This is a genomic window from Mesorhizobium sp. M1A.F.Ca.IN.022.06.1.1 (assembly GCF_003952605.1).
In the GTDB taxonomy this organism is placed as follows: Bacteria; Pseudomonadota; Alphaproteobacteria; order Rhizobiales; family Rhizobiaceae; genus Mesorhizobium.
Genome location: NZ_CP034455.1, coordinates 3,901,623 through 3,928,110 on the forward strand (window position 1 = coordinate 3,901,623; position 26,488 = coordinate 3,928,110).

Below are 26,488 nucleotides of genomic sequence, written 5' to 3' on the forward strand. Positions count from 1 at the left end.
CCATGATTTTGAAAGATCGCATCGCCGTGGTGACGGGCGCCGGGTCGGGCATCGGGCGCGCCGGCGCCATGATCATGGCGCGGGAAGGGGCTGTCGTGGTGATCGCCGACCGGGATCCGGCGGCAGGCGAGGCCACGGCGGCCGCTATCCGCGCAGCCGGCGGCCGCGCCGAAGCGGTTGCGACCGATGTCGGCAACGACACTGCGGTCGAGGACCTCATAGCGGGAACGCTCGGCAAGCACGGCCGGATCGATATCCTGCACAGCCATGCCGGCATTCAGGTCGGCGGCACGCTGACGGAAGTCAGCACCGACGGCATGGACGCGTCGTGGCGGATCAATGTGCGGGCGCAGTTCCTCGCGGCGAAGACCGTCATGCCGGCGATGATCGCGCAGGGCGGCGGCGTCATCCTCAACACTGCGTCCAATTCCGGCGTCTTCTACGATCGCGAGATGATCGCCTATGCCACGTCCAAGCATGCGGTGGTGGCGATGACCAGGCAGATGTCGCTCGACTACGCCAAACACAATGTGCGCATCAACGCGCTCTGTCCGGGCTGGGTCGACACGCCGTTCAACGAGCCGTTCATCACCCAGATGGGTGGCCGCAACGCAATTGAAAACTATGTACGTACCAAGATTCCGATGGGGCGCTGGGCGAGCGCGGAGGAGATCGCCGAGGCAATCCTGTTCCTGGTCTCCGACCGCTCGTCCTTCATGACCGGCCAGGCGCTGGTCGTCGACGGCGGCGAAAGCATCGGCTGAGGCGCGCTTGGCGAGCGATCTACCGGTCGACGGGATTTCCAAATGCCGGATCGCGGCGTCGCGAGTAGGTGTCGATACGCGGCAGATCGTCGGAAAATTCCAGCCAGGGCAGACGCAGCCGCCAATAGGCGTGGGCTTGTGGCCGAAACCGCTCCGGATGGTCGAAGAAGTCGATGGTGACATAAAGCTCGTCGTTCAGTCCCTCGTCGCGATAGGCGATCGAGGTGCCGCATTTCTCGCAGAAGCTGCGGACGATGCCCCGGGTTTTCGAGAATTCCCTGGGCTGGCCGCGGGTCAAGCGAAACTGGTCCGGCCGGTAACCGATCCAGATGGTCAGCGGGCTTCCGATCGCCCGGCGGCAGTCGTCATCATGGTCGAAGCAGATCCAGAACGGATCGCCCTGCATCTCGGCCGCGATCGCCCCGCAAAAACATGCCCCCGTTTCGATCGTGCTTTCCATCCCATCGCTCCTGATCGTGCTGAATTCCGTCGGCCGCGCTGTGCGCCGGTGGCGTGCTCAGTGGGAACATCAAAACCGGCAGCGAGTTCCTTTGGCCGTGCAACGCGCGGAGTGGTCCCAGCGGGTGGGCTTGCGCCGGAAGCAACGATCGGTCAAACCATAGGCCAGGTTCCTTGAAGAGGTTTGCCGTGCAAATGGAAAAAAGCCGCTCCGGCTCTCGGCTGTTTTCAATTTCGGCCGCAAGAAATCGTCTTTCAGCGGGGCATCACTAGTCATGCGCTGTTGCCGGCACGAGAATCTGCAACGCGCGGAGGAGACCAAGGTCGGTTCGCATGTCGTTCGGGACGGCTGGACCGAGGGGGTATGCGGAGTGCTCGATCCGGCCTGTTGGCCGGCCATCAGGCGGGCGTCCGTCGTTCAGATCACGTAGCTTACTCAGCGCTCAAACCGAAACGGACGTGCCCGCCGAAGCGATTTCTCCTTCGTACGGACATGACCGATGCCTGACAAACTGAATTGCTCATTTCCCAGCGCCGATCCGCAAAGCTGGCTGACCACGCATGGAATAGGCGAGGTCGAGTGCCTGGTGCCCGATGTCAACGGTGTGCTGCGCGGCAAGGCCTTGCCGGCGGCCAAGTTCCTGAAGTCGCTCGAGGACCGTGCGCTCTACCTGCCCAGCAGCGCTTTCCTGGTCGCGATCGACGGCCGCTATTCCGGCTCCATCGATGAAGGGTTCGCCTATCAGGACCCCGACATGCGCATGGTGCCCGACCTGTCGACGCTCAGCGTTGCGCCGGGCGGCGGAGCCGGCAAGGCCTATGTCTTTGCCGATACGTTTCACATGGACGGCCGGCCGTGGATGGCTTCGCCGCGCCATGTGCTGAGGGCCGTGCTCGATCTTTACCGCCGGCGCGGCTGGCACGCCGTGATGGCGCCGGAGCTCGAATTCTACCTCACGGCGCCAAATCCCGATCCGGATCGGCCGCTGACCGCGCCAGTCGGGCGCAACGGACGGCCCGAAAGCGTGCAGCATCCCTACGACATGCAGGCGCTGGAGGAGTTCGAAGCGGTGACGCGTCACCTTTATGACCACGCCGCGGCCGCCGGCCTGCCCCTCGACACGCTGATCCACGAATCCGGCACGGCGCAGCTCGAGATCAACTTCCTCCATGGCGACCCGCTGGCGCTGGCCGACAAGGTGCTGTTGTTCAAGCGCATGGCCAGGCAGGCGGCGCAGGCGAGCGGTATGCACGCCACCTTCATGGCGAAGCCGATCGCGACGCAGGCCGGCAGCTCGATGCATCTTCACATGTCCATCGTCGACGAGCGCGGCGAGCCCCTGTTTGCCGGCAAAGACGGCGAGGACACAGAAATGTTCGCGCACTTCATCGGGGGCCTGCAGAAACACGTGCCTGAAATCATGCCGCTGTTTGCACCGAACGTGAACTCGTATCGCCGCATCCGGCCGGGCCACAGCGCGCCGGCCAATATTGAATGGTCGCATGATAACCGCTCCTGCGGCTTGCGGGTGCCAATGGGCGGGCGCGCCGCGCGGCGGGTGGAGAACCGGCTGCCCGGCGCCGACGCCAATCCCTACCTCGCCATGGCCGGCTCGCTCATCGCCGGATATCTCGGCGTCGAGGAGAAGCTGGCCCGCTCGCCGGAGGCCTTCGGCAACGCCTATCGCAGCCAGAGCACGCTGCCGAAGACCATGGAGGAAGCGCTCGACCGTTTCGCCGCCTGCGAGCCGGTGCGGGTGCTGCTCGGGGAGGATTTCTTCCAAACCTATCTGCGCGTGAAAAGCGTAGAGCTCGACCTGTTCCAGACCGTGGTGACGTCGTGGGAACGCGACCATCTGCTGCTCAAGGTGTGACCATGGCTTCGACGGGTTTCAATTCCGGTCTTGATATCGGCAAATCCTATTATGTGGCGACTGCCAATCCGGCGCCGGACCATCCGGCGCTTACCGGCGATGCAGAAGCCGACCTGGTGGTCGTCGGTGGCGGCTGCACCGGGCTTTCGGCGGCGCTCCATGCGGCCGAACGCGGCCTTAAAGTGGTGCTGCTCGAAGGCGGCAAGATCGGCTGGGGTGCCTCTGGGCGCAATGGCGGCCAGATAATCCCCGGTCTGCGCAAGGGCGCCAAGGAGCTGGTCAGAGCGTTCGGGCCGGAGCGGGCGAAGGCGCTGTTCGACCTCGCCTTCGAGGCGCGAGGCTTGGTGCTCGACATTATCGAGCGCCACGGCATCGAGTGCGACTTGCGGCTGACCGGCCATCTGGTCGGCGCGGTCAACGGCTCCGACATGCGCGAATTCGAGGAAGAGGCCGAGTGCCTCGCCAAAGTGATGGACTTCCCGCATGTCGAGATCCTGTCGGCGGCGGAGGCGCGGCGCATGGTCGATATGCCTTATCTCGGTGCATCCTTCGAGACGCTCGGCGGACACATGCATCCGCTGAACTACACGCTGGGGCTCGCTGGGGCCGCTTCTGCCGCTGGCGTCACCATCCACGAGAACTCGGTCGCCGTCCGGCTGGAGCGCGAACCCTTTATCCGGGTGTTCACCGACAAGGGCTCGGTCCGTGCCAGGCATGTGGTGCTGGCCGGCGATGCGCTGCTCAACGGGCTCGAGCCGCGCGTCAACAGCCGCATCATGCCGATCGGCAACTACATCGTCGCCACCGAGCCGTTGGGCGCGCGCAACGTCATCCCGTCCAACGCCGCGGTTTCGGACACGCTTTTCGTGGTCAATTACTACCGCATGTCCGCGGATGGCCGCCTGCTGTTCGGCGGCGGCGAGCGCTATACGCCCTCGCCCCCCGCCGACATTGGCGGCTTCGTGCGGCCGCATATGGAAAAGACCTTCCCACAGCTTAGGGGGTGCCGGATCGACCATGCCTGGGGCGGGCTCGTGTCTGTGACGACGTCGCGCCTGCCGCATGTCGGGCATTATGGCGAGGTCTATTTCGCGCATGGCTATTCCGGCAAGGGCGTCATCCTGTCGACGCTGTCGGGCAAGCTGCTCGCGGAAGCGATCACCGGCGACGCCTCGCGGCTCGACCTGTTCTCGACGCTGACGCCGCTGCCGTTCCCCGGCGGCACGGCGCTGCGCGGGCCGCTCTATGTGCTCGGCATGCTGTGGTATGCGATGCGCGATCGACTCAGGCGTTGAGCGCCGACTTTCCCGTCGGTGCCAGCGACGAATCCGGCGCGGAACTGCACGTCTTCGGCCGAAAGTCAAATCGTCGGCTCGCTAGGTGTCGCGATTGGTCAGCGCGATGTGGCAGCAGCCGGAGCCGTGGCCCGGCGTCCAGGTCACGTTGGCGAAGCGCACGCCGGTTGCTTCGAACAGTCCGCGGTCGAAGGCGCCGGCGATGCGGCAGAGCGTGGCAAGCTTTTCCTCGCCGACGCCAGCCTCGATCCAGGCATCCTTCAGCGGGCAGCGCTTCACCTTGAAAGCGATGCGGTCCGGCCTGCGCTCGACGTCGGTCGGATACATGCGCCCGCCATCCGGGCTGACGGAAAGGAACGCCTCGCCGATCGCCAGCGCATCATTGGGGCCGAAACCGGCGAAAGCGGCCGCTGCAACTTCCCGGCCTCGCTTTTCGATGGTGCGGATCATTAATGCTTCGGCCTTCTCGGCGCCAAGCTCGGCGGTCAACTCATCGAGGAAGAGGCGATAGAGATCGCCCCGGTAGCGAAAGGCGGAGTCGAGCTCGCGCGACAGTTTTTCGGCAATGGCTGCGTCGGAGTCGGTCATGGTGTTTTGATCCTATTCAGCCTCGGGGTTGCCGCCACCAGCGCCTTGCCGACCGCCGATTGCGGGCTGGCGATGACGGTGCGGGCGTCGCCGCTCTCGGCGACCCGGCCGGCATCGAGGAGAACGATGCGATGCGCGAGGGCGCGGATTACGCCGAGATCATGCGAAATGAAGAGATAGGCGATCCGTTCCTGTCTTTGCAGGTCGAGCAGCAAGTCCAGGATCTGTCCGCGCACCGAAACGTCGAGCGCCGAGACCGCCTCGTCGAGGACGATCAGCGACGGTCGGGTGGCGATGGCGCGGGCGATCGCTACCCGCTGGCGCTGGCCGCCGGAAATCTCGTGGATCGCGCGCGCGGCAAGGCCGGCATCGAGGCCGACCCGCTCCAGGAGGGCTGCGATGCGGCGCGGGCGCTCCGAGCGCGAGGCGATGCCGTGGATGCGCAACGGGTCGTCCAGCGCACGCGCCACGGTGGAGCGCGGGTTAAAGGCGGCGAGCGGATCCTGGAAGACCATCTGGAGGCGGGCACGGCGGGCGCGCAACGCGGCGCCCGACAAGTTAAGGAAGTCTGTGCCCTCGAATTGGATGCGCCCGGCGTCGGGCTCGAGCAGGCGCAGCACCAGCCGCGCAACGGTCGACTTGCCACTGCCGGACGGACCGGCGAGGGCCAGCGTTTCAGCCGGGCCGATCTCAAACGAGACATCGTCGACGGCCGCAAAGGGTTTGCCGCCGCGGCGATAGCGCTTGGAGAGATTGGAGACGGCGAGCACGGTCATGCCGGGGCGCCTTGCCGGTCAAGAAGCGGCCTGGCGTCGAGACCGAGATGGGCATCGAGCAGCGTGCGCGTATAGGCATGGCGCGGCGCGTTAAGGATCTGGTCCGTGTCGCCCAATTCGACCAACTCGCCATGACGCAGCACCGCGATGCGTTCGGCGAGCGTGGCGGCGAGCGCGATGTCGTGGCTGATGAAGGCGAGCGTCAGGCCGTCCTCGTTGACCAACCCGCGGATCAGGGAAACGATCTCGGCCTGGACGATGGTGTCGAGCGCGCTGGTCGCCTCGTCGGCAATCAGCAGTTTCGGGGCGGCGGCGATGGCCGCTGCGATTGCAACGCGCTGCTTCTGGCCGCCGGACAGCTGGTGCGGATAGGCGCGCAAGACGGCTTCGGAGTCGGGCAGGCGGACGCGCTCGAGCAGGGTTTTGGCTTTGGCATAGGCCTCGCGCCAGTTGAGGTTGAGATGCGTGCGTGCGACCTCGGCGATTTGCTTGCCGACCGGCATCACCGGGTCGAGGCTGAAGGAGGGGTCCTGGAAGACGAAGCCGATGTCGCGGCCACCAATGGGCTGAAAATGCGGAGGCTGGCGATCCTGCGCACCCCCCTCTATCCCGCCGGACGACTGGACGGAGGGGGGTGTGAGGGAATGAGACGATCGAGGTTTCTGCCACTCGATCGAACCTCCAACCTCGGCCGCTTCCGCCAACAATCCCGCAACCGCCAGCGCCAGCGTGCTCTTGCCCGAGCCGCTCTCACCGATGATCGCAAGGCGTTCCCCGGCTTCCACATCAAGGCTGATGCCCTTCAGCGCCGTTACCTCGACGCCGTCGCGCCGATACCGCACGGTCAGATCGCGGATCGAAAGCAGCGCAGTCACGACAGGCTCCTGCGTACCGCGGTGCTTTCCACCACGCCCTCGCCGGCGAGGTAAACGCCGAGAACGGTCAGCACCAGCGCGATACCGGGAACGATCGACAGGAAAGGCGCGGTGCGCAAGACAGTGCGGCCTTCGGCGATCATGCCGCCCCAGGTGACGCGGTTGGGATCACCGAGGCCGAGGAAGGAAAGCGCTGCTTCGGTGAGGATGGCGGCCGCGACGATCACCGAGGAAAGCGCCAGCACCGGCGGCAGCGCATTGGGCAGCACCTCGCGAAAGGCAATCTCGAGCGGATGCAGGCCGATGACGCGAGCGCCGGCGACATAGTCGCGCTCGCGGATCGACAGGACTTCCGCGCGCGCCACCCGCGCCGGCCCGGTCCAGGCGCCGAGCGCGATGGCCGCGATCACCACTCCAAGCGAGGGGCCGACGATGCTGACGAAGGCCAGCGCCAGCAAAAAACTAGGCACGGTCTGGAAGGCGTCGGTGATGCGCATCAGCACCTCGTCGATCAAGCCGCCGGCGAAACCGGCCAGCGTGCCCACCACCGCGCCGACCAGAAGCGCAGCTGCGGCCGCCGCTAGTCCAACCGCCAGCGAGGTGCGCGCGCCGTGGAAAAGTTCGGCCAGCACGTCGCGGCCGAGCCGGTCGGTGCCGAGCGGCAGCGACCAATTTTGCAACGGCGGCAGCAAGGCCGGGCCGGCGATCGCTTGCGGGTCGCCCGGAAAGAGCAGCGGCGCTGCCAGCGCGATCGCGACGAGCAAGGCGAGGATGAGTGCGCCGGCGATCGCTTCCGGCGTCTGGAAAAAGCGATGCAGCCTCTTCATGCGACCGCCTCGCCGGCACCGACGCGCGGATCGAGGAAGGCGTAGGCGAGATCGACCAGGAGGTTGATGACGATAACGAGCACGGCGCTCACCAAAATGATGCCGAGCAGCAGCGGCGTGTCGCGTCCGGCGACGGCTTCCTGCGCCAGCCGGCCGAGGCCAGGGACGGCAAAGACGCTTTCGATGACAACGCTGCCGCCCAGCATCTGCGCCGATTGCAAGCCGAGCATGGTGACCAGCGGCAGCAGCGCGTTGCGGGCGACATGCGCAAGCACGATGCGCCGGCGCGGCAAGCCCCTGGCACGGGCGGCAAGCACGAAATCCTGCCGCCAGGCTTCCGCCATGCCGGCGCGCATCATGCGCAGATAGAGCGCGAGATAGATGAAGCCGAGCGCCGAGACCGGCAGCACAAGATGGGTGGCGATGTCGCCGGCCCGCGCCACCCCGGTCTTGGCCGATGCGATGGTCTCGATGCCGCCGATCGGCAGCCAGCGCAGGTCGACGGCAAAGACGACGATCAGCACAAGGCCGAGCCACAACCCCGGCACGGCGTAGAGCGCCAGCGAGCCGATCGACAGGAAGCGGTCGCGAAAACTGCCGGGACGCGCACCGGCATAGATGCCGAGCGCCGAGCCGAGGCCGAAGGAGAGCGCGGTGGCGCTGCCCATCAGGATGAGTGTGGTCGGCAGGCGTTCGAGGATGACGTCGAGGATCGGCCGCGAGAAGGTGACGGACTGGCCAAGGTCGAGGTGCAAGAGCGCCCAGAGATAGTTGGCGAGCCGGGTCAGTTCCGACTGGTCGAGGCCCCAGCGGTGGCGCAGCAATTCGATCATGCCGGCGTCGCCGCCGGTCGAGACGATATAGGCGTCGACCGCGTCGCCGGGGGCAGCTTCGAGCAGCGGGAAGCTGCCGATGACGACGATCAGCAGCACGAAGACGCTGCCGACGAGACGGCGGCGCAGGAGGGTGAGGGCTCGGGTCATGGCGACGCCATATCAGGGCCAACCCTTGGATGCCGCGTCCGGCAGGACAGAGGGGGGCGCGACGGAACTCTCATTCTCAAAGCTCAGCACCCAGGCAGGCAATCCGCAAGTGCGGATCAACCCGCCAAAAAGGTGTCCGCCCAGTTCGATACCGCCCAGCGCGGGTTGTTGGCGATGTTGCCGACAGTGTCGCGGGCGACGGAAATGAAGCTCCACTCGGCGACGTTGATCAGCGGCAGGTCGGCCGCCACCATTTTCTGGAATTCCTTGTAGAGCTCGGTGCGGGCGGATGTGTCGAGCGTCTCTGACGCTTTGGCGATCAGCGCATCCAGGTCGGCGTTCTTGTAGCCGCCCTGGTTGGAGAAGGGCACGCCGTCGGGGATGCCGCTCTGCACCAGGATGGTGGTCGAGATCGCCGGGTCGCCGCGGAACACCGGCGGGCCGACGGCGAGGTCGAAGGCGTGGTCGGTATAGACCGCCTTCATATGGGCGGCCGAGTCGCTGTTGACGATTTGGGCGTCGATGCCGATTACGGCCAGCGCCTGGCGCAGGTAATCGCCGAACTGCTTGGTCTCATTGAAGTACGGCGCCGGCAGCAGCTTCAGTGCAAAGCGCTTGCCGTCGTCGGCCCGTTTGTAGCCGGCCTCGTCGAGCAGCTCGTTGGCCTTGGCGACGTCGAAGGGGTAGATCGGGACGTCGGCAGTGTAGAATTGCGGATCGTTCTTCGGCACCGGACCGGTTGCGGTCGCGGCGTAGCCGAGGAAAATTGTCTTGACGACGAAATCCTTGTCGATGGCATGCGCGATCGCCTGCCGCACTTTCAGGTCCGCCAGTTCCTTGCGGCGATGGTTGATCTCGACGACGAGCTGGTAGGTGAGCCCCTCATAGCCCTTGGTGATGACCTTCAGGCCCGGCACCTTTGAGATGCGGTCGAGGTCGGCGAGCGGCACGGCGGAGAAGGCGGCGAGCTGGATTTCTTCCGCCTCGAGCGCCGCAGCCGCAGAGGTTCGGTCGGGCAGCACCTGGTAGACGATCTCGTCGAGATAGGGCTCGTCCTTGTCCCAATAGGCATCGTTCCGCGCAAGCCGATAGTACTGGCCGGCCTTGTATTCGGCGAATTTGAACGGGCCGGTGCCGACCGGAGCGTTGTTGGCCGGGTTGTCCTCGATCTTGCCCACCTCATAGACGTGCTTCGGCACGACGCTGCTCAATGCCGGCAGCGCGTTGCGGATCAGCTGGAACGGCGTCGGCTTGGCGAATTTGAACACGGCCGTCAGCTTGTCGGGCGTGTCGACGGCTTCAAGGTCCTTGAACACCGTGCGGCCGAGATTCTGCAGAGGCTTCCAGACCTGCAGCGCGGAGAAGGCGACGTCGGCGGAGGTGAAGGGCTTGCCGTCATGCCATTTGACGCCGTCGCGCAACTTGAAGGTCACCGACCGGCCGTCGGCTGCGCCTTCCCAGGAAAGCGCAAGGCGCGGCTGAAGCCCGTCCTTGCCGTCGAAGGAGGCCTCGGCCAGCGCCTCGACCACCTTGCTGGAGATGAAGAAGACGCCGTTGGAAGCGACAATAGCCGGATTGAGGTTGCGCGGCTCGGAGTCGGCGGCCACGATCAACCTGCCACCCTTCTTCGGCGTCTGCGCCCGGCCGATGGCCGGCAAGGCGGTCGAGGCCAGAAGCAGTGCCGAGCCGGCCAGCAGGCCGCGGCGTGAAATCGGCAATCCGGACATCCTCAAGCTCCCCTCTTCACCCGCGACCGGCGCGGGCAACCTCAAAATCAGCGGGATTATGGCCCTTGGCAAAGGTTTCGCCAGAGACGGATTTGGCGCATGCTGGCTTGGCTCTGAAATTTTCGTCCGCTGGACCAGTTATATTCGGGCTGCGGTCGCGGCTATCTGGTAGGACCAGACTAAGCCGTACGCGGCCTCAAGCCAAGTAGGAGAGGGCGGGATCAGCCGGATACTGTCAATTCTGGCTGGACCAAAACGGTCAAGATGGTGCAGATTTGGCCGCAAACGGCAGTTTCATCATGTTTGACTGCTTGAGCGGCCGAGGAAATCAGGGAGGGAAAGATGAACATCGCTCCGGGCAAAACCGAGGCCAGCGGCATCCCGTTCGACCAGGTTCGGGTGGACCGGCTGATGGAGGAGGCCGGCATCGATGTGCTTTTCGCCACCTCCAAGCACAACACGCAATATCTGCTCGGCGGCTACAAGTTCATCTTTTTCGCGGCGATGGACGCCATCGGCCATAGCCGCTACCTGCCGATCGTCCTCTATGAAAAAGGCGGGCCGGAGCATGCGGCCTATATCGGCAACAAGATGGAAGGCGGCGAGCACGAGAACCATCCGTTCTGGACACCGACATTGCATGCGGCCTGCTGGGGCACGCTCGACGCCGCCAACCTTGCCGTCGAGCATCTGCAGAAGATCGGCAAGGGTGCTGCCCGCATCGGCATCGAGCCTGCTTTCCTGCCGTCGGACGCTTACTCGCTGATCCGCAAGGCCTTGCCGGATGCAAAGCTGATCGATGCCACCGGCATGCTGGAGCGCATGCGCGCCGTCAAGACCGAGGCCGAACTGGAGAAGCTGCGCATCGCCTCCGAACTGATCACCGATTCGATGCTGGCGACGATCGCCTGGGCGCGCGAGGGCACGACCAAGACCGACATCATCGAGCAGTTACGGCGCGAGGAGACCAATCGCGGCGCGCATTTCGAATATTGTCTGCTGACACTGGGTGCCAGCCACAACCGTGCCGCCTCGAGCCAGACGTGGAAGCAGGGCGAGGTGCTGTCGATCGATTCCGGCGGCAACTATCACGGCTATATCGGCGACCTCTGCCGCATGGGTATTCTTGGCGAACCGGATGCCGAGCTCGAGGATCTGCTGTCCGAAGTCGAGTCGGTGCAGCAGGCCGCGTTCTCCAAGGTCAAAGCCGGCACGCTCGGCGGCGACATGATCGCGCATGCCGAGAGCGTGCTGAAGGCTTCCAAGGTCGCGGCCTTCACGGATTTCTTCGCTCACGGCATGGGGCTGATCACGCATGAAGCGCCGTTTTTGATGACCAACCATCCGGTCACCTATGAAGGCACCTATGCGGCCAAGCCGCTGGAAAAGAACATGGTGCTTTCGGTCGAGACCACCATGCTCCACCCGACGCGCGGCTTCATCAAGCTCGAGGATACCGTGGAGGTGACCGACACAGGCTATGCGATGTTCGGCGATCGCGGGCGTGGCTGGAACAGGGGCGGGGTCGCCTAGAGCGCGTTCGGGAAACCAATCACTCCGAATGACCGAGTTCAAACCTCGGGCGGCTTCTGCGGATTGATGGGAAACAAGCTTCGTCGTGCGCGCCCGCCGTCCTGGGTGTATCTTGCTGACTTGAGTTGTGGCCCGGCGCCTCCTACCAGACCGATTACGTCGGGCCGGTAGCAGGAGGAAGTTATGGCAGACGTAACATCAAGAAATCAGAACTCCGAGCTCATTCGGCGGGGTTACGCCGCCTTCAACTCCGGAGACATGGACACGCTTGCGCAAATCATCGACGAGAAATGCACGTGGCACAGCCCGGGAAGGAATCCGATCGCCGGGGACTACAAAGGCCGTGAGGCGACTTTTGCCCAGTTCGGCCGTTATGGCGGGCAAACCCTTGGCACCTTCAGGGCGAATCTTCTGCATGTCATGGAAAGTGAGGACGGACGTGTAGTCGGCGTCCATCGCAATACCGGGGAACGCAACGGCAAACAGCTTGATGTGCTCTGTTGCATCGTCTTCGACATCAGGGCCGGCAAGGTAGTCGATGGCCGGGAACACTTCTACGACCTCTACGCCTGGGATGCATTCTGGGCTTAGCCTGGAGGTGCTGTTCGCGGCAACTCGCACGAGACTGTGCGCGATGTCTCCGCACACCTGTTTGCTGTAGCCCCCATACATACCTGGAGAGGTGATTGCGAAGCAAACCGGTGGGCGAATAACGCCCGCAAGCGATTTGCCATCAATTGCTTGCCTCTCGCGGCAGCAGCTTGAAATCCGGCAGGTCACGCAGCGCCAGCTCCGGGCCGGCCGGCGAATAGACGACGAAAAGCTGCATCGGCTGATCGCCCGTGTTGAGCGTCGAGTGGAAGCGGCTTTCCGGCACATAGACGGTGCAGCCGGGACCGACCTTGGCGACCACCGGATTGCCCTTCTCGTCCTCTACCATCTGTTCGCCATGGCCGGAAATCACGAAGATGATCTCCTCCGCGCCCGGGTGGTTGTGGCGGGTGTGCCCCTTGCCGGGCGGCAGGTCGACGACGCCGCCGGAGAAGCGCTCCGCGCCGTTCACTTCCGGCGCGACCGTGAGGGCCAGCTTGCCCCAGTCGAAGCCGAAGGCGCTGACCTCCTTCGGATAAACGAACACCTTGCTCTTGTCGGCCATTGCCTCATCCCTTGCTAGTTGATGGCATTTTCGCTTTGCCGATTGCCGCTGCCTTGAAATCCGCCGTCTGCCTGGCGATCGCCGCCTCGGCCGGCAGCCGTTCCATCGAGCTTGCGCCGTAGAAGCCGTGCAGTCCTTCGCAGCGCTCGAGTATGTAGCGCGCGTCATGGGGCATGGAGATCGGCCCGCCATGGCAAAGCAGGATGACGTCCTTGCGCACCGAGCGCGCAGCGTCGGCAATGGCGTCGATCTCCTCGACGCAGGCATCCAGCGACTTCGCCGAGGTCGCGCCGATCGAGCCGCCTGTGGTCACGCCCATATGGGCTACGACCACGTCGGCGCCCGCCTTGGTCATGGCGCGCGCCTCGTCGGGGTTGAAGACGTAAGGCGTGGTGAGCAGGTCGAGCTTGTGCGCCTCGGCGATCATGTCGACCTCGAGGCCAAAACCCATGCCGGTCTCCTCGAAACTCTGCCGCATGGTGCCGTCGAAGAGGCCGACGGTCGGAAAATTCTGCACGCCGGAAAAGCCCATCGTCTTCAGTTCGGCGAGAAACAGCGGCATGATGACGAAGGGGTCGGTTCCGTTGACGCCGGCCAGCACCGGCGTCTTCTTTACCACCGGCAGCACCTCATAGGCCATTTCCTTGACGATCTCGTTGGCATTGCCATAGGCGAGCAGGCCGGCGGCCGAGCCGCGCCCGGCCATGCGGTAACGGCCGGAATTGTAGATGATGATGAGATCGATGCCGCCGGCTTCCTCGGCCTTGGCCGACAGGCCGGTACCGGCACCGCCGCCGACGATCGGAACGCCATCGGCGATCATCTTGCGGAACCTTTCCAGTATGGTTTTGCGCGGGATGGCGGCCATGTTTGTCGGATCTCACTTCTTGGCGATGTCGAGGAAAGCCTCGGCCGCGGCCTTGGCGAATGCAGGATCGTTGATGTGCAGCGGCAGGCGCGTCACGATACGGTTCCCGGTCGGCTTGATGGTGTGCTCGATGGCCTCGAACAGCGCCGCATCGGCTTGCGGATCGAAGAAGGCGCCGCCTTCGACATCGAGCGCCGACACGCCTTTTTCCGGGATCAGGAAGCGCACCGGGCCGTCGCAACGGGCGAGGCGGCCGCCGATCCATTCGCCGATCCGGCGGCTCTCCTCGGCGGTAGTGCGCATCAGCGTGACATTCGGATTATGCTCATAGAACAGCCGCCCGCGATATTTGTCGGGGATGGTCGGCGGCGCCCAGAAGTTCACCATGTCGAGCGCGCCGACCGAGCCGACATAGGGCAGTTTCGTGCGAGCAATGGCGCCGAAGCGATCCTCCGTCGCCGACAGCACGCCGTCGAACAGCAAATCGCAGACCTCGGTTGTGGTGATATCAAGGACGCCGGCGAGCAGGCCGCTATCGGCAAGCTTCTCCATCGAGCGGCCACCTGTGCCGGTCGCATGGAAGACCATGCAGTCATAGTCGGCGCGCAAGCGCTCGACGATTGCCGTGACACAGGGCGTGGTGACGCCAAACATGGTCAAGCCGAGCGCCGGCTTGCCGGCAGTTGACGGGGCCGGCCTCGCCGCCATGCCGGCGATCGCCTGGGCGGCGTTGTGCAGAACGACGCGCGACAGACGATTGAGGCCGGCCATGTCGGTTACCGACGGCATCATGACGATGTCGGAGACATCGACGTAAGGCGCGGTATCGCCGGAGGCCAGCGTCGAGACCATGATCTTCGGTAGGCCGAGCGGTAGGGCGCGCATGCCGGCGGTGACAATCGATGTGCCGCCGCCGCCGCCAATGCCGATCACGCCGGCGACGTCGTCGCGCGATTGGATGAAGCGGATAAAGGCGACACCCATGCCGGCAACGGCGAGTCCGCGGTCGTCAGTGCCGAGCACGGCGCCGGCTCCATCGGGATGATGCGCGGCGACCTCGCTTGCCGCGACATCCACCGGGACGGTCGCGCCGCGTGTGCCGATATCGACGCGGACGACCGAGCCGCCGCCGGCGGCGACGGCGTCGGCCAGGAAGGCAAGCTCCTCACCCTTGGTGTCGGCGGTGCCGACCACATAGATATGCTTCATTCGCCTTTCCCCGTCGTCTCCTCGGTTAGCCGGCCTACTCGGCGGTGCGGCCTGCCGCTTCGGGCCTGGCGCTCGGTCCGGCCATTGCAATTTTTTGAGACGCGCGTATCGTATTGATATGGATGTCTCACGTCAACAAGCCGCTTCCGATGACGCCGAGCAGCTGAGAGCCGGGAAGGGGGCCCGCGCCCGTACCAGGCGGCTGATGCTGGAAACGGCGACGCGGCTGATGCAGTCCGGCGTGACGCCTTCGGTCAGCGAGGTTGCAGAGGCTGCGGAAGTGTCGCGCGCGACCGCCTATCGCTACTTTCCGAGCCAGGCCGCGCTGGTGCAGGCGGTCGTCGACGAGGGGCTCGGACCGATCCTGACCTGGAAATCGAATTCGAAAGATCCGGAACAGCGGGTTGCCGAACTCTTCGCCTCCGCCATGCCGCGCATCGAGGCTTTCGAGGCGACGTTCAAGGCGGCGCTCAAGCTTTCGCTCGACCAGTGGGCGAGACGGCAGGCTGGCACGCTAGGCGCCGAACCGGCTTTCAAGCGCGGCCATCGGATCGACCTCCTGAAGGACGCGATCGCTCCGCTCAAGGGTCAGCTCAAGCCGCGCCAGTTCAAGCGTCTTGCCCAGGCGCTGTCGATGATGTTCGGTGTCGAGGTGCTGATCGTGCTGAAGGATATTTGGGGGCTGGACAGCCGTGACATGATGGCGGTCGCCGAGTGGGCGGCGGGCGCGCTGGTGCGCGCGGCGGTGGCGGAATCAGGAGCGAAGGCGACTGGAGGTTCGGCATCAGCCGAAATAGACATGTCCTGAATCTGGTTCGACCAGATTGGAGAGGATGTCAACAACAATGACTGCAATACATCGCAGGAGACAAGGTCTCCGCATATCGAAGAGTAGGAAAAATTATAGAAAACAGAGGGATATCGCTTTGAGCGGCTTGTGGAACCGTTTTGGACTGCACAAGAAAGAACTTGACGTCCCTCTTGAATTGGTAATACCAGATCAGGACGCGTAAAGCGGAGCGAAGGTGAAGGTTGCGATCGATTTTTCCGGCCGGGCGAGGAGGCCCGAACCGGAAAATGCCGTCACAGGAGGAACTGCCAGGGCCGACCGCTATGCCGGCCCGCATGACAAGGTAGAAGGCGCACAAGGGAGGAAAACTATGCGCAAGATAGTGACCAGCGTGATCGCTGGTATTGGGCTGGCGCTTGCCTGCGGGACATCCGTCCGCGCGCAAGACAAGGAACTCACCATCTTCTGGGCGGAATGGGATCCGGCGAACTATCTGCAGGAACTCGTCAACGACTACACGGCCGAGACGGGCGTGAAAGTCACGGTGCAGACCACGCCGTGGCCTGATTTCCAGACCAAGGCCTTCACCGAGTTCAACGCGCATGGCGACGCCTACGACATGGTGGTCGGCGACTCGCAATGGCTGGGCGCCGGCTCGACGCAGGGCCACTATGTGGATCTGACCGACTTCTTCAACAAGCATAAGCTTGGCGATGTGATGGCGCCCGCGACCATCAAATATTATGCCGAGTACCCGGGCGGTTCCGGCAAGTACTGGGCGATCCCGCTGGAAGGCGATGCGATCGGCTGGTCTTACCGCAAGGACTGGTTCGAGGACCCGAAGGAGAAGGAAGCCTTCAAGGCGAAATACGGCTACGACCTCGATGTTCCGAAGACCTATGCGCAGCTGCGCGACATCGCCGAGTTCTTCCATCGTCCGGACCAGAAGCGCTACGGCGTCGCGATCTACACCGACAACTCGTATGACGCGATGGCGATGGGCGTCGAAAGCGCGATCTTCAGCTATGGCGGCGATCTCGGCGACTACGCGACCTACAAGGTCGACGGCATCACCAATTCCAAGGAGGCCGTCGCCGGCCTCGAAATGTACAAGGAACTCTACAAGTTCACGCCTCCCGGCTGGGGCAAGACGTTCTTCGTGGAGGACAACCAAGCCATCACCGGCGGGCTCGCCGCGATGAGCATGAACTTCTTCGCCTTCTTCCCGCCGCTGGTGAACAAAGCCACCAACCCCTATGCCGACGTGACCGGCTTCTTCGCCAACCCGGCCGGTCCGGACGGCAAGCGCTTCGCCGCTCTCGGCGGCCAGGGCATCTCCGTCGTCTCGTACTCGAAGAACAAGGACGAGGCGATGAAATTCCTTGAGTGGTTCATCAAGGACGAGACCCAGAAGAAGTGGGCCGAGCTCGGCGGCTATACCTGCAGCCAGGCCGTGCTGAAGTCGGAGGCCTTCCAGAACGCTACGCCGTATAACAAGGCCTTCTACGACACGATGTTCATGGTCAAGGACTTCTGGGCAACGCCTGAATATGCCGAAGTGCTCGATCAGCTGAACCAGAACATCTATCCGTTCGTGGTCGGCGGCAAGGGCACCGCCCAGGAAGCGCTCGACAAGACCGCCGCCGACTGGAAGGCGACGTTCACCAAATACAACCGCTACAAGTAGGCGTCACAGTCAGAATGCCGGAGGAGGGTTTCCCCTCCGGCATTCCTGTTTTCAGGGAGAACGACCGTTGGCTTCGGTAGCCCTTACCAATCTTGATCCAGCATCCAGGGCCGCCGCGCGAGGCTGGTCGGATCTGACCATCCGCAACATGTTCATCATCCCGACGCTGGTTTTCCTCATCGTCTTCAACATTTTTCCGCTGATCTATTCGCTCGGCTATTCCTTCACCAACTTCGCCGCGAACCGCAGCGAGCCCTGGCAATTCGTCGGCCTGCAGAATTACCGCGAGCTGCTCAGCGACGATCACATCTGGTCGAACTTCGTCATCACCGCGAAATATGTGATCGTGTCGGTGGCCGGGCAGATGATCGTAGGCTTCGGCCTCGCGCTTCTGCTCAACCGCAGCTTTCCGATGAAGGGCCTGATCACGACCTTGCTGTTGCTGCCGATGATGATGTCGGCGGCGGTCGTCGGCCTGTTCTGGCAGCTGCTCTACAGCCCGTCCTGGGGACCGATCAACTACGTCTTCGGCCTCGGCGACTTCGCCTGGCTCTCCAATCCCGACAGCGCGCTCTACGCCGTCGCGATCACCGACATCTGGATGTGGTCGCCCTTCGTCATGCTGCTGTCGCTCGCCGGCCTGTCGGCGGTGCCGCAGCACCTCTACGAAGCCGCCGCGATCGACCGCGCCAGCTGGTGGTACACCTTCACCCGCATCACGTTGCCGCTGGTCTCGCCGATCCTTTTGATCGCGCTGATCTTCCGCACCATGGAAGCCTTCAAGACCTTCGACATCGCCTACACGATGACGACTCAGCCGACCGCCGAGCTGATCGCGATCCGGCTCTACAAGCAGGCCTTCCAGCAGTGGGACACCGGCAAATCCTGCGCGCTCGCCTACATCGTGCTGATCATGGTGCTGGCCATTACCAACCTCTACGTGAAGTATCTCAACAAGGTGAAGGAGCGCTGAGATGGCCGCCGTCCGCACTTCTTCCGAGGTCGCGCTCAACCGTGTAGCCATCGCCGCGGTGCTGATCGCCACGCTGGTCTTCCTCGCACCGATCTATTGGATCGCCTCGACGGCATTCAAGCCGAAGGAGCTCGCCGTCAGCGTGCCGCCAACCGTGCTGTTCGAGCCCGAGGTGACGCCGTTCGTGCGGCTCTTCACCAAGCGCGTGCAGATGCAGAAGACCGTCGACCCGCAAGTCTACGAAGCCGCGCCCTGGTGGGAAAAGCGCATCTACGACGGCGGCGAGCGAGTGCTGAAGGTCGGTAAGGACGTGCAGCTTTCGCAATATCCCGACCGGTTCATGAACAGCCTGATCGTGGCGGTGGTCAGCACCGTTCTCGCCGTCGGCATGGGAACCTTCACCGCCTACGGCTTCTCGCGCTTCAAGATCGCCGGCGAGGCGGACCTTCTGTTCTTCATCCTCTCGACGCGCATGCTGCCGCCGGTGGTCGTCGCCATCCCGATGTTCCTGATGTACCGGGCAGTTGGCCTCAACGACTCCCATATCGGCCTGATCATCCTCTACGTCGCCTTCAACCTGTCCTTCTCGGTCTGGCTGATGAAGGGCTTCATGGATGAGATCCCGAAAGAGTATGAGGAGGCAGCACTTGTCGACGGCTATACGCGCATGCAGGCCTTCTTCAAGATCGTGCTGCCCGAGGCCGCAACCGGCATCGCCGCCACCGCCGTGTTCTGCTTCATCACCGCCTGGAACGAGTACGCTTTCGCGCTGATCATGACCAACCGGCGCGCCCAGACGGCGCCGCCCTTCATCCCGTCGCAGATCGGCTCCGGCCTGCCGGACTGGACCACGATCGCGGCGGGCACGTTCCTGTTCCTGCTGCCGGTTGCGATCTTCACCTTCCTGCTGCGCAACCACCTGCTTCGCGGCGTGACTTTCGGAGCGATCCGCAAATGAGTTTTCGCGCCGTCAACGAGAAGTACCTTTTGCCGGCATCGCAGATCCTCATGGTGCTCGGCATCGTCGCGCTCTGCCAGCCATGGAGCCTCAGCCTGCATTCCTATGGGGTGACGATCATCCTGATCGGGTTGATCGGCTTCAACATCACGTCGAAAATCGCACCGGAGCAGAGAGAGGAAACCGGCGCCGTGACGCATGAGGGGGCCGGGCAGTGACGCAGATCGAACTTCGCGGCATCGAGAAATTCTTCGGTGCGGTCCAGGTCATCCATAATCTGAACCTCGCCATCGCCGACAACGAGTTCATCGTGCTGCTTGGACAGTCGGGCTGCGGCAAGACGACGACGCTGCGCGCGATTGCCGGGCTCGAGACGATCGATAAGGGCGACATCCTGATCGACGGCAAGGCGGTGCAGCATCTGAAAGCCGCCGACCGCGACATCGCCATGGTGTTCCAGTCCTTCTCGCTCTATCCGCATATGACGGTGTTCGAGAACATCGCCTTTCCGTTGCGGGCCACGCGCATGAGCAGCGGTGAGGTCGACACCTCGGTGCGCGAGATCGCACGGGTGTTGCGGATCACCGACCTGCTCGACAAGAGGCCGTCTGCGCTTTCGGGCGGCGACATGCAACGCGTGGCGATCGGCCGCGCGCTGGTGCGGCGGCCGAAGGCGATGCTGATGGATGAGCCGATCGGCGCGCTGGACGCCAAGCTGCGCGAGGAAATGCGGGCCGAGATCAAGCGGCTGCACATCAAGCAGGGATCGACCACGATCTATGTCACCCATGATCAGATCGAGGCGATGAGTCTGGCCGACCGCATCGTCATCATGCATGAGGGCTTCATCCAGCAGGTCGGCACGCCGGACGAGGTCTACTCGCATCCGGCAAACCTGTTCGTGGCGCAATTCGTCGGCAGCCCGGTGATGAACATCGCCGAGGCGAGCGTCGCCGATCAGGCCGGCGCCGCCTCCGTCACCGTCGGTGGTGCGCCGGCGGGTTTCGAGTTCCCGCGCGAGCTCCTCTCCAGGCTCAACGGGCATTCCAATGGTGGCTTGACGCTCGGCATCCGTCCGGAAGGCGTGCTCGTCCGGCATGATGCCGCTCCCGGCTACGTGCCGGTGGAAGCGCAGATCATCGAGCCGCTCGGCTCCTTCGACATTGTCGACCTCAAGGTCGGCTCCAAGATGCTGCGCGCCCGCACCAAGGCAGGCTACGTGTCGGGTCCGGGCGAGAAGGTTCATGCCCGCATCGACCCGGAACAGGCGCATTTCTTCGACACGGCAAGCGGCAAGTCTCTGGGAGTAAGGCTGTAATGGCCCATATCGAACTGAAGAACATCACCAAGAAGTTCGGCGGCCATACCGCGCTGACGGGTCTCAACCTCAATATCGCCGATGGCGAGTTCTTCGTGCTTTTGGGCGAAACCGGCGCCGGCAAGACGACGACGCTCCGGATGATCGCCGGCCTCGAGAAACCGACCGAGGGCCAGGTCTTCATCGACGGCGTCGACGTCGCCGACTGGAGCGCGGCCGAGCGCGACGTGGCCTTGGTGCTGCAGCAATATTCGCTCTATCCGCGCTACACGGTGCGGCAGAATCTCGAGTTTCCGCTGAGGCCAAAGATTCGCCGGCTGCCGGATGCCGAGATCAAGGACCGCGTCGCGCGCGCCGCCCGCACGCTGCGCATCGAGCATCTGCTCGACCGCAAGACCGACCGGCTCTCCGGTGGCGAGATGCAGCGCGTCTCGATCGGCCGCGCGATCGTGCGCAAACCACGCGTGTTCCTGATGGACGAGCCGCTGTCGGCGCTCGACGCCAAGCTACGCGAGGCGCTGCGCACGGAGTTGAAGAACCTGCAGATGCAGCTCGGTGCCACCTTCCTGTTCGTCACCCACGACCAGATCGAAGCGATGTCGATGGGCGACAAGGTCGGCGTGCTGAACCATGGCCGCATCGCGCAGACCGGCACGCCGCAGGAGATCTACAACAATCCCCGCGATACCTATGTCGCAAGCTTCGTCGGCTCGCCGCCGATGAACCTCATCGACGGCACGCTGGTCGACGACCGCGCGGTGATGGCGCCGATGAGTTTCGAATTGCCGGTTGGCGGGGGGGCCAGGGCTTCTTGGGGGCTAAAGACGGGGGGCGCGACCGACGGTCGCCCGCTCGTCTTCGGCATCCGTCCGGAGGACGTCTATCTGGAAGGCGGCGCGCCGGTCGAGGCTAAGGTCCACGATGTCGAGAACCACGGCGTCGAGAAGATCGTGACGCTGAGGGTCGGCGACACGATGCTGAGAGCCACCGTGCCGGCGAGAACCGCCGTCGAAATCGAGCAGCCGGTCCGCTTTGCCTGGAACGCGGACAAGGTGGTGCTGTTCGATAAGGGCAGCGGGGTGAGCCTGCGGCACGCCGGATAGCGGGCGGACCGGCCGATTGCTGTCGGCTTGCACTTACTTCGGCAGATAGGTCTCGTAGGGCGTGTCGTTGATCAGCAGGATCACGCATTCGGTGTCGGACAGGCAGGCATCGTCATGCATCTCGTTGGCTTTCTGGGTCCAGTAGGAGCCCGGCGGCAACTCGACCCTGGTCGCCTCGCCGCCCTGGATCTGCCAATGCGCCCAGAGCCCCTTGATGACCACGGCGCGATAGTCGGCGGTGTGCGCGTGGACCGGTGCGCGCCAGTTCCCGGGAACTTTGAGCAGCGTGCCGGCCGCGCCCTCGGTCCGCGAGCCCCATAGCGGGCCGAGGCGCTGCGGCTGGTCCGGCGCTTCGACGACATAAGGGATCTTGTCGGCCGTCAGATAGCTGTCTTCAAGGCCGAATGCCTGCCCCGGAGAGATGGTGAGCGCGGCGAGCGCAAGCGCTGCGAGTTGATTAGCCATGAGCGGTTCCTCCTCGGCTCAGCTTAGGCAATCCCTGTCGGTGAAGAATGACGCGTCGTCCAAAAGACTTGGCAATTCCTCCAGCGTGGTAGCGTCCTGAACGCCGGCTGTCAGGATTGCTCGCCGCCGCCATTGCGCAGATGGCTCGGCGCGACACCCATCACCCGCTTGAAGGCGCGGCTGAAGGAAGCTTCCGAATCGTAGCCCAGTTTCGCCGCCACGACAGACACCCGCATGCCGTCGCGGGCGAGCCATTGCCGCGCCTGATGCATGCGCACGCGCAGCACATATTTGGCCGGCGTCTCGCCGACCACGGTGGCGAAGCGCTGCGCGAAGGCGGAGCGAGACGCGCCCATCAATCGGGCCAGGGCCCCGACCGTCCAATCCCGGTCGGGCTGCAGATGAATAGCGGCGAGCACCTTGCCGACGTCAGGATTGCGCACCGCGGCGATCCATCCGGTCGCGTCGCCGCAGCCGTTCTCTACCCAGGAGCGGATGATTGTGGCGGCGAGCACGTCAGCCAGGCGGGCGAGAATGCCGCCCGAGCCGACCCGGTCCATCGTCACCTCGCCAGCCATCGCATCGAGCAGATGCTGGATGCCCGGCGCGTTCGCCATCAGCTTATGCGCCTGCATCAGGTCGGGCATCATGTCGAGCAGCGGATGCGAGCCGTCGAGATTGAAATGCATGCTGCCGCAAAACAGCAAGGTCTTGCAGCCGTCGCAGCCGTTGGAGACGTCATAGATGTTCTCGCAGACCGGCTCGATCGTGTAGCGGCCGATCGGCACGGGCGGAACGCCCGGCGCGCTCGCCAGCACATGCTCATCGCCACGCGGGATCAAGAGCGCGTCGCCGACAGAGAGCTCGATCCATTCCTTGGCCGGTGAGAACAGCCAGCAGCCCTGTTGGCCGATGAAATGGAACCGCGCCGCCTTCTGCGCGGGGAAGGAAACGGCCCACGGTTCGCCCAGCACGCAGCGGCCATAGTCGACGCCGTCGAGCCGCAATCCGCGCAGCATGTCGGTCAGCGGATCGCCGGACGCCGGGAATGTGGTTTTGGACGAATTGTAATTCATTCCGGCGTTTCTAGCATGGAAACTCCAGCCGGTCACTCCCTATGTTGCACTGCAGCGTCGCGCGCCAGGCCTGTAACGGGTGGATCCCGAACTGGCGGTCTTCCAAATGGCGCCGCAAAACAGATCGGAGATTTCCCATGACCGAACCCGCCACAGGCGTCATCGATGCCGATGTTCTCGATAGAACCGAAGCCGAGGAGCGAAGCGAGCCTGTATGGGGCGCGGTGGTCTCGCTGGCGCTCGGCGTGTTTGGCTTGGTGACCGCCGAATTTCTGCCCGCTAGCCTGCTGACGCGGCTGGCGCAGGATCTCGGCGTCAGCGAAGGCGCCGCCGGCCAGGCCGTGACGGCGACGGCCGTCGTCGGCGCGATCGCAGCACCCACGATGGCCATCGTCACCAAGCGGCTGGACCGCAGGCTGGTCATGTGGCTGCTCACCTTGCTTCTGATCGTCTCCAACCTGCTTGCCGCCTTCGCCTCCTCGCTCACGATGCTGCTTCTTGCCCGCGTGGTGCTGGGCGTCGCGCTCGGCGGCTTCTGGTCGATGTCGGCCGCCATGGCGATGCGACTGGTGCCGATGCGGCTGATGCCGCGCGCAATGTCGATCATCCTGACCGGCGTATCGGTGGCGACCGTCACCGCGGCGCCGGTCGGCGCCTATGTCGGCGACATCTGGGGCTGGCGTACGGCCTTCATGATCGCGGCGGTCGTCGGCGCGCTGACGCTGCTTGTACAGCTTGCCACCATCCCCAGCCTGCCGCCGACGGCCGTGGCGAGCTTTCGCACGCTGATCGAGGTATTGAAGCGGCGGACGATCCGCATCGCCCTGCTGGTCGTGCTGCTCGTCGCCTCGGGACAGTTTGCCGGCTTCACCTATGTGCGGCCATTCCTGGAGACGGTGCCGGTCATGCCGATCGAGACCATCTCGCTGGTTCTGCTCGCCTATGGCATCGGCGGCTTCTTCGGCAATTTCGCTGGCGCTTTCCTGGCCGAGCGCAATCTGAAGCTTGCGGTCGGACTGGCGCCGCTGCTGATCGCGCTGTCGGCGCTTGCCATGCTCACCATCGGCGCTTCACCGGTGATTGCGGCAATCGCAGTTGCGGCATGGGGCTTTGCCTTCGGCGCGGTGCCGGTCGGGCTGCAGACTTGGCTGGTGCGCGCCGCTCCCGACCAGGCCGAAAGCGCCGGCGGCCTGATGGTCGCGACGTTCCAGGTGGCGATCGCGCTGGGCGCAGTCTTCGGCGGCCTGCTGGTCGACCATGCCGGCGTCGCCAGCGCATTCGGCTACGGTGCCATGGCAACGCTGCTCGCAGCGCTGGTGACTTTCGCCGTCGGGCCGAAACAGGCTGAATAACCTTGGACGCCGACAAGCCAGCCGGTACGGCCGGCTTGTCGGCAGGGCGATGCAGTCTGGGCTAAGCCGAGCGGCCGTCGAACTCGAAAACCTCGATAGCGGCGAGATCGATGCCGTCGAGGCAATTGATGTTGATGTAGGCGCTGCGCTCGCTGCCTTGACTGACATCCTCGGCGAAGGGATGGATGCCGCAGGTCCGGCAGAAGCGATGCGCGATCGAGCCCTTGCCGAAGGTGTATTTGCCGAGGTCGTCGCCCCAGGCAACCAGGCGCATGCTGGCGTGTGGCACGGCCCAGAGCAGCGCCCCCTTGCGCGCGCAGATCGAGCAGTTGCAGCGCACCGCGCCGCCGAGCTCGCCTGCGACCTCGAAAGCCACCTTGCCGCAGTGGCAACTGCCTTTGTACAGCATCAGTCTCTTCCTATCGCTGGCAGGTGCAAAGGCACCCTTGCCGGGTTATCCATCCGCTAGCCAAATTGGCTGCCTTAAAAGACGTTGCATCCTTGCGGAGTCCGACATCTACATGCAATCCGTGCGCGACCGTCTCGAAATCATCCTGTCACGTCTTGCCAATCGCGCGGCTGACGAAAAGGTCTACGTCAAGCAGTATGCGCAGGCGGCGCTCGCCGCAGCGGATGCAGCCGACGCGCGGCAAAGAGCCGGGGTCTGCCTCGGGCCGCTCGATGGCGTGGTCGTGTCGATCAAGGATCTGTTCGATGTCGCCGGCGAGCCGACCCGGGCAGGCTCGGCGACGCTCGCCGGTGCTCAGCCCGCCGCGCAGGACGCGGCGATCGTGCGCCGGCTGCGCCAGGCGGGCGCAGTGATCCTCGGCAAGACCAACATGACCGAATTCGCCTTCACCGCGATCGGCGACAACCTGCACTACGGCACACCGGGCAATGCGGCGGATGCCAGCCTGATCCCGGGCGGTTCTTCATCGGGCGCCGGCGTTGCGGTGGGCGAAGGCAGCAGCCAGATCTCGATCGGCTCGGACACGGGCGGCTCGGTTCGCATCCCGGCCTCGCTCAACGGCGTCGTCGGCTTCAAGCCGACGGCCCGGCGCGTGCCTTTGGACGGCGCCTTTCCGTTGTCGGCGACACTGGATTCGATCGGGCCGCTCGCCCGCAGCGTCGGTGATTGCGCGGTTGCCGACGCGATCATGGCGGGGGAGGAGCCGATGGCGCTTCAACCGATCCCGCTCGCCGGTCTGCGCATCGGTGTTCCGCGCGGCCGGCTCTTTGATGACACGCAAGCCGACGTCGCCGCGGCCTTTGAGGCGTGCACCAGCCAGATGGAGCGGGCAGGGGCGCGCGTTGCCGATCTATCGATCGATGACCTCATTGGCGGGATGCGCGCGGCGACCATGCGCGCCTCGATCGCGTCGATGGAGGGTGCGGAGGTGCATGCCGACTGGCTGGCGACCGGGGCCTCGGTGCCCGTCGACCCACATGTCAGCGGGCCTTTGTCGCGCGCGCGGACGGTTCCCGCTTCCGCCTATATCAGGACAATCCGTCGCCGGGCGGAACTGGTCGCGGCCATGACGGAACGGCTGCAAGCGGTCGACGCGCTTGCTCTGCCGACCGTGCCGATGGTCGCGCCGTCGATCGTGGCGATGGCCGGCGACGAAGCGCTACGCGACAGGACGGAAGGCTTGCTCCTGCGCAACACGCAGGTCGCCAACCAGTTCGATCTCTGTGCAATCTCGCTGCCGATGCCGGGCACCAAGCTGCCGGCCGGGCTGATGCTGGTGGCGAGGCATGGGCACGACCGACGTCTGCTCGGAATTGCTGCCGCGGTGGAGGCTTTGCTGAGCGGTTGAGGTGGTGCAGCGGCG

General features: G+C 64.5%; 27 protein-coding genes. 14 read left to right on the top strand and 13 right to left on the bottom strand.

Going from position 1 to position 26,488, the window contains the following annotated elements; translation table 11 throughout:
* The first annotated feature begins 2 nt into the window (after positions 1-2).
* Positions 3-764 carry a glucose 1-dehydrogenase gene (locus EJ078_RS18490; protein ID WP_066990027.1) on the top strand — a complete coding sequence of 254 codons (762 nt, stop codon included), beginning with the start codon at positions 3-5 and terminating at the stop codon, positions 762-764.
* A 19-nt stretch (positions 765-783) separates the two neighbouring features.
* Here EJ078_RS18490 and EJ078_RS18495 read toward each other — a convergent pair whose 3' ends face one another.
* Entirely contained in the window at positions 784-1,224 is a 441-nt protein-coding gene (locus EJ078_RS18495) for a GFA family protein (protein ID WP_127216895.1), read from the bottom strand.
* Positions 1,225-1,723: 499 nt separating this feature from the next.
* On the opposite strand from EJ078_RS18495, the gene EJ078_RS18500 reads away from it, so the two are divergent.
* Positions 1,724-3,097, top strand: coding sequence for a glutamine synthetase family protein (locus EJ078_RS18500; protein WP_127403893.1), 1,374 nt, complete (start codon positions 1,724-1,726; stop codon positions 3,095-3,097).
* A gap of 2 nt (positions 3,098-3,099) precedes the next feature.
* Entirely contained in the window at positions 3,100-4,392 is a 1,293-nt protein-coding gene (locus EJ078_RS18505; RefSeq protein WP_164757349.1) for an FAD-binding oxidoreductase, read from the top strand.
* A gap of 81 nt (positions 4,393-4,473) precedes the next feature.
* On the opposite strand, the gene EJ078_RS18510 is transcribed toward EJ078_RS18505, so the two are convergent.
* The 6 genes from EJ078_RS18510 to EJ078_RS18535 form a co-directional block, all read right to left on the bottom strand.
* A complete protein-coding gene (locus tag EJ078_RS18510) occupies positions 4,474-4,980 on the bottom strand; it encodes an L-2-amino-thiazoline-4-carboxylic acid hydrolase (protein WP_127241440.1) in 507 nt (168 codons plus the stop codon).
* Positions 4,977-5,756: an ATP-binding cassette domain-containing protein gene (locus EJ078_RS18515; protein ID WP_127403892.1), complete on the bottom strand. Its 780-nt coding sequence runs from the start codon at positions 5,754-5,756 to the stop codon at positions 4,977-4,979. Before EJ078_RS18515 ends, EJ078_RS18510 begins: the two co-directional genes overlap by 4 nt.
* Entirely contained in the window at positions 5,753-6,631 is an 879-nt protein-coding gene (locus tag EJ078_RS18520; RefSeq protein ID WP_127217526.1) for an ABC transporter ATP-binding protein, read from the bottom strand. The genes EJ078_RS18515 and EJ078_RS18520 overlap by 4 nt, the downstream gene beginning before the upstream one ends.
* Positions 6,628-7,458, bottom strand: coding sequence for an ABC transporter permease (locus EJ078_RS18525; protein WP_127404163.1), 831 nt, complete (start codon positions 7,456-7,458; stop codon positions 6,628-6,630). Before EJ078_RS18525 ends, EJ078_RS18520 begins: the two co-directional genes overlap by 4 nt.
* Positions 7,455-8,441 (bottom strand): ABC transporter permease, encoded by a 987-nt coding sequence (locus tag EJ078_RS18530; RefSeq protein WP_208720765.1) that lies wholly within the window; start codon positions 8,439-8,441, stop codon positions 7,455-7,457. Before EJ078_RS18530 ends, EJ078_RS18525 begins: the two co-directional genes overlap by 4 nt.
* A gap of 116 nt (positions 8,442-8,557) precedes the next feature.
* A complete protein-coding gene (locus EJ078_RS18535; RefSeq protein WP_127404165.1) occupies positions 8,558-10,168 on the bottom strand; it encodes an ABC transporter substrate-binding protein in 1,611 nt (536 codons plus the stop codon).
* A 342-nt stretch (positions 10,169-10,510) separates the two neighbouring features.
* Between EJ078_RS18535 and EJ078_RS18540 the strand changes: the two genes are divergently transcribed.
* On the top strand, positions 10,511-11,701 hold the full coding sequence (locus EJ078_RS18540; protein ID WP_127216777.1) for a Xaa-Pro peptidase family protein: 1,191 nt from the start codon (positions 10,511-10,513) through the stop codon (positions 11,699-11,701).
* Between the two features lie 183 nt (positions 11,702-11,884).
* Entirely contained in the window at positions 11,885-12,292 is a 408-nt protein-coding gene (locus tag EJ078_RS18545) for a nuclear transport factor 2 family protein (RefSeq protein ID WP_067318995.1), read from the top strand.
* Between the two features lie 142 nt (positions 12,293-12,434).
* Here EJ078_RS18545 and EJ078_RS18550 read toward each other — a convergent pair whose 3' ends face one another.
* Genes EJ078_RS18550 through EJ078_RS18560 form a run of 3 tightly spaced genes read right to left on the bottom strand, consistent with a single transcriptional unit; the run spans position 12,435 to position 14,934 of the window.
* The gene (locus EJ078_RS18550; RefSeq protein WP_067318993.1) at positions 12,435-12,857 is read right to left on the bottom strand and encodes a cupin domain-containing protein; all 423 of its coding nucleotides are present in this window, start codon (positions 12,855-12,857) and stop codon (positions 12,435-12,437) included.
* 4 nt (positions 12,858-12,861) lie between these two features.
* Positions 12,862-13,725, bottom strand: a complete 864-nt coding sequence (locus tag EJ078_RS18555) for a phosphoenolpyruvate hydrolase family protein (protein WP_127216776.1) — start codon at positions 13,723-13,725, stop codon at positions 12,862-12,864.
* Between the two features lie 12 nt (positions 13,726-13,737).
* The gene (locus EJ078_RS18560; protein ID WP_127847300.1) at positions 13,738-14,934 is read right to left on the bottom strand and encodes a Tm-1-like ATP-binding domain-containing protein; all 1,197 of its coding nucleotides are present in this window, start codon (positions 14,932-14,934) and stop codon (positions 13,738-13,740) included.
* Positions 14,935-15,052: 118 nt separating this feature from the next.
* On the opposite strand from EJ078_RS18560, the gene EJ078_RS18565 reads away from it, so the two are divergent.
* From EJ078_RS18565 to EJ078_RS18595, 7 genes are all read left to right on the top strand, one after another.
* Positions 15,053-15,742 (top strand): TetR/AcrR family transcriptional regulator, encoded by a 690-nt coding sequence (locus EJ078_RS18565; protein WP_127847301.1) that lies wholly within the window; start codon positions 15,053-15,055, stop codon positions 15,740-15,742.
* 352 nt (positions 15,743-16,094) lie between these two features.
* Entirely contained in the window at positions 16,095-17,411 is a 1,317-nt protein-coding gene (locus tag EJ078_RS18570) for an extracellular solute-binding protein (RefSeq protein WP_066989980.1), read from the top strand.
* A 67-nt stretch (positions 17,412-17,478) separates the two neighbouring features.
* On the top strand, positions 17,479-18,384 hold the full coding sequence (locus tag EJ078_RS18575) for a sugar ABC transporter permease (RefSeq protein ID WP_095780122.1): 906 nt from the start codon (positions 17,479-17,481) through the stop codon (positions 18,382-18,384).
* A 1-nt stretch (position 18,385) separates the two neighbouring features.
* On the top strand, positions 18,386-19,342 hold the full coding sequence (locus EJ078_RS18580) for a carbohydrate ABC transporter permease (protein WP_066989974.1): 957 nt from the start codon (positions 18,386-18,388) through the stop codon (positions 19,340-19,342).
* The gene (locus EJ078_RS18585) at positions 19,339-19,560 is read left to right on the top strand and encodes a hypothetical protein (RefSeq protein ID WP_066989971.1); all 222 of its coding nucleotides are present in this window, start codon (positions 19,339-19,341) and stop codon (positions 19,558-19,560) included. The genes EJ078_RS18580 and EJ078_RS18585 overlap by 4 nt, the downstream gene beginning before the upstream one ends.
* On the top strand, positions 19,557-20,660 hold the full coding sequence (locus EJ078_RS18590) for an ABC transporter ATP-binding protein (RefSeq protein WP_127216769.1): 1,104 nt from the start codon (positions 19,557-19,559) through the stop codon (positions 20,658-20,660). The genes EJ078_RS18585 and EJ078_RS18590 overlap by 4 nt, the downstream gene beginning before the upstream one ends.
* Positions 20,660-21,763, top strand: coding sequence for an ABC transporter ATP-binding protein (locus EJ078_RS18595; protein WP_127404033.1), 1,104 nt, complete (start codon positions 20,660-20,662; stop codon positions 21,761-21,763). The genes EJ078_RS18590 and EJ078_RS18595 overlap by 1 nt, the downstream gene beginning before the upstream one ends.
* Before the next feature lie 33 nt (positions 21,764-21,796).
* Here the strand turns inward: EJ078_RS18595 and EJ078_RS18600 are convergent, their stop codons facing one another.
* Together EJ078_RS18600 and EJ078_RS18605 are read right to left on the bottom strand one after the other, a co-directional pair.
* Positions 21,797-22,228 (bottom strand): DUF4437 domain-containing protein, encoded by a 432-nt coding sequence (locus tag EJ078_RS18600; RefSeq protein ID WP_095800605.1) that lies wholly within the window; start codon positions 22,226-22,228, stop codon positions 21,797-21,799.
* Between the two features lie 110 nt (positions 22,229-22,338).
* Positions 22,339-23,304 (bottom strand): AraC family transcriptional regulator, encoded by a 966-nt coding sequence (locus EJ078_RS18605; RefSeq protein ID WP_067318977.1) that lies wholly within the window; start codon positions 23,302-23,304, stop codon positions 22,339-22,341.
* A gap of 137 nt (positions 23,305-23,441) precedes the next feature.
* Here EJ078_RS18605 and EJ078_RS18610 point away from each other — a divergent pair, with 137 nt between their 5' ends.
* Positions 23,442-24,656 (top strand): MFS transporter, encoded by a 1,215-nt coding sequence (locus EJ078_RS18610; RefSeq protein WP_127404034.1) that lies wholly within the window; start codon positions 23,442-23,444, stop codon positions 24,654-24,656.
* A gap of 61 nt (positions 24,657-24,717) precedes the next feature.
* Here the strand turns inward: EJ078_RS18610 and EJ078_RS18615 are convergent, their stop codons facing one another.
* Positions 24,718-25,065 carry a GFA family protein gene (locus EJ078_RS18615; RefSeq protein ID WP_095823532.1) on the bottom strand — a complete coding sequence of 116 codons (348 nt, stop codon included), beginning with the start codon at positions 25,063-25,065 and terminating at the stop codon, positions 24,718-24,720.
* A 112-nt stretch (positions 25,066-25,177) separates the two neighbouring features.
* On the opposite strand from EJ078_RS18615, the gene EJ078_RS18620 reads away from it, so the two are divergent.
* Positions 25,178-26,473 (top strand): amidase, encoded by a 1,296-nt coding sequence (locus EJ078_RS18620; protein ID WP_127847302.1) that lies wholly within the window; start codon positions 25,178-25,180, stop codon positions 26,471-26,473.
* The last annotated feature ends 15 nt before the right edge of the window (positions 26,474-26,488 follow it).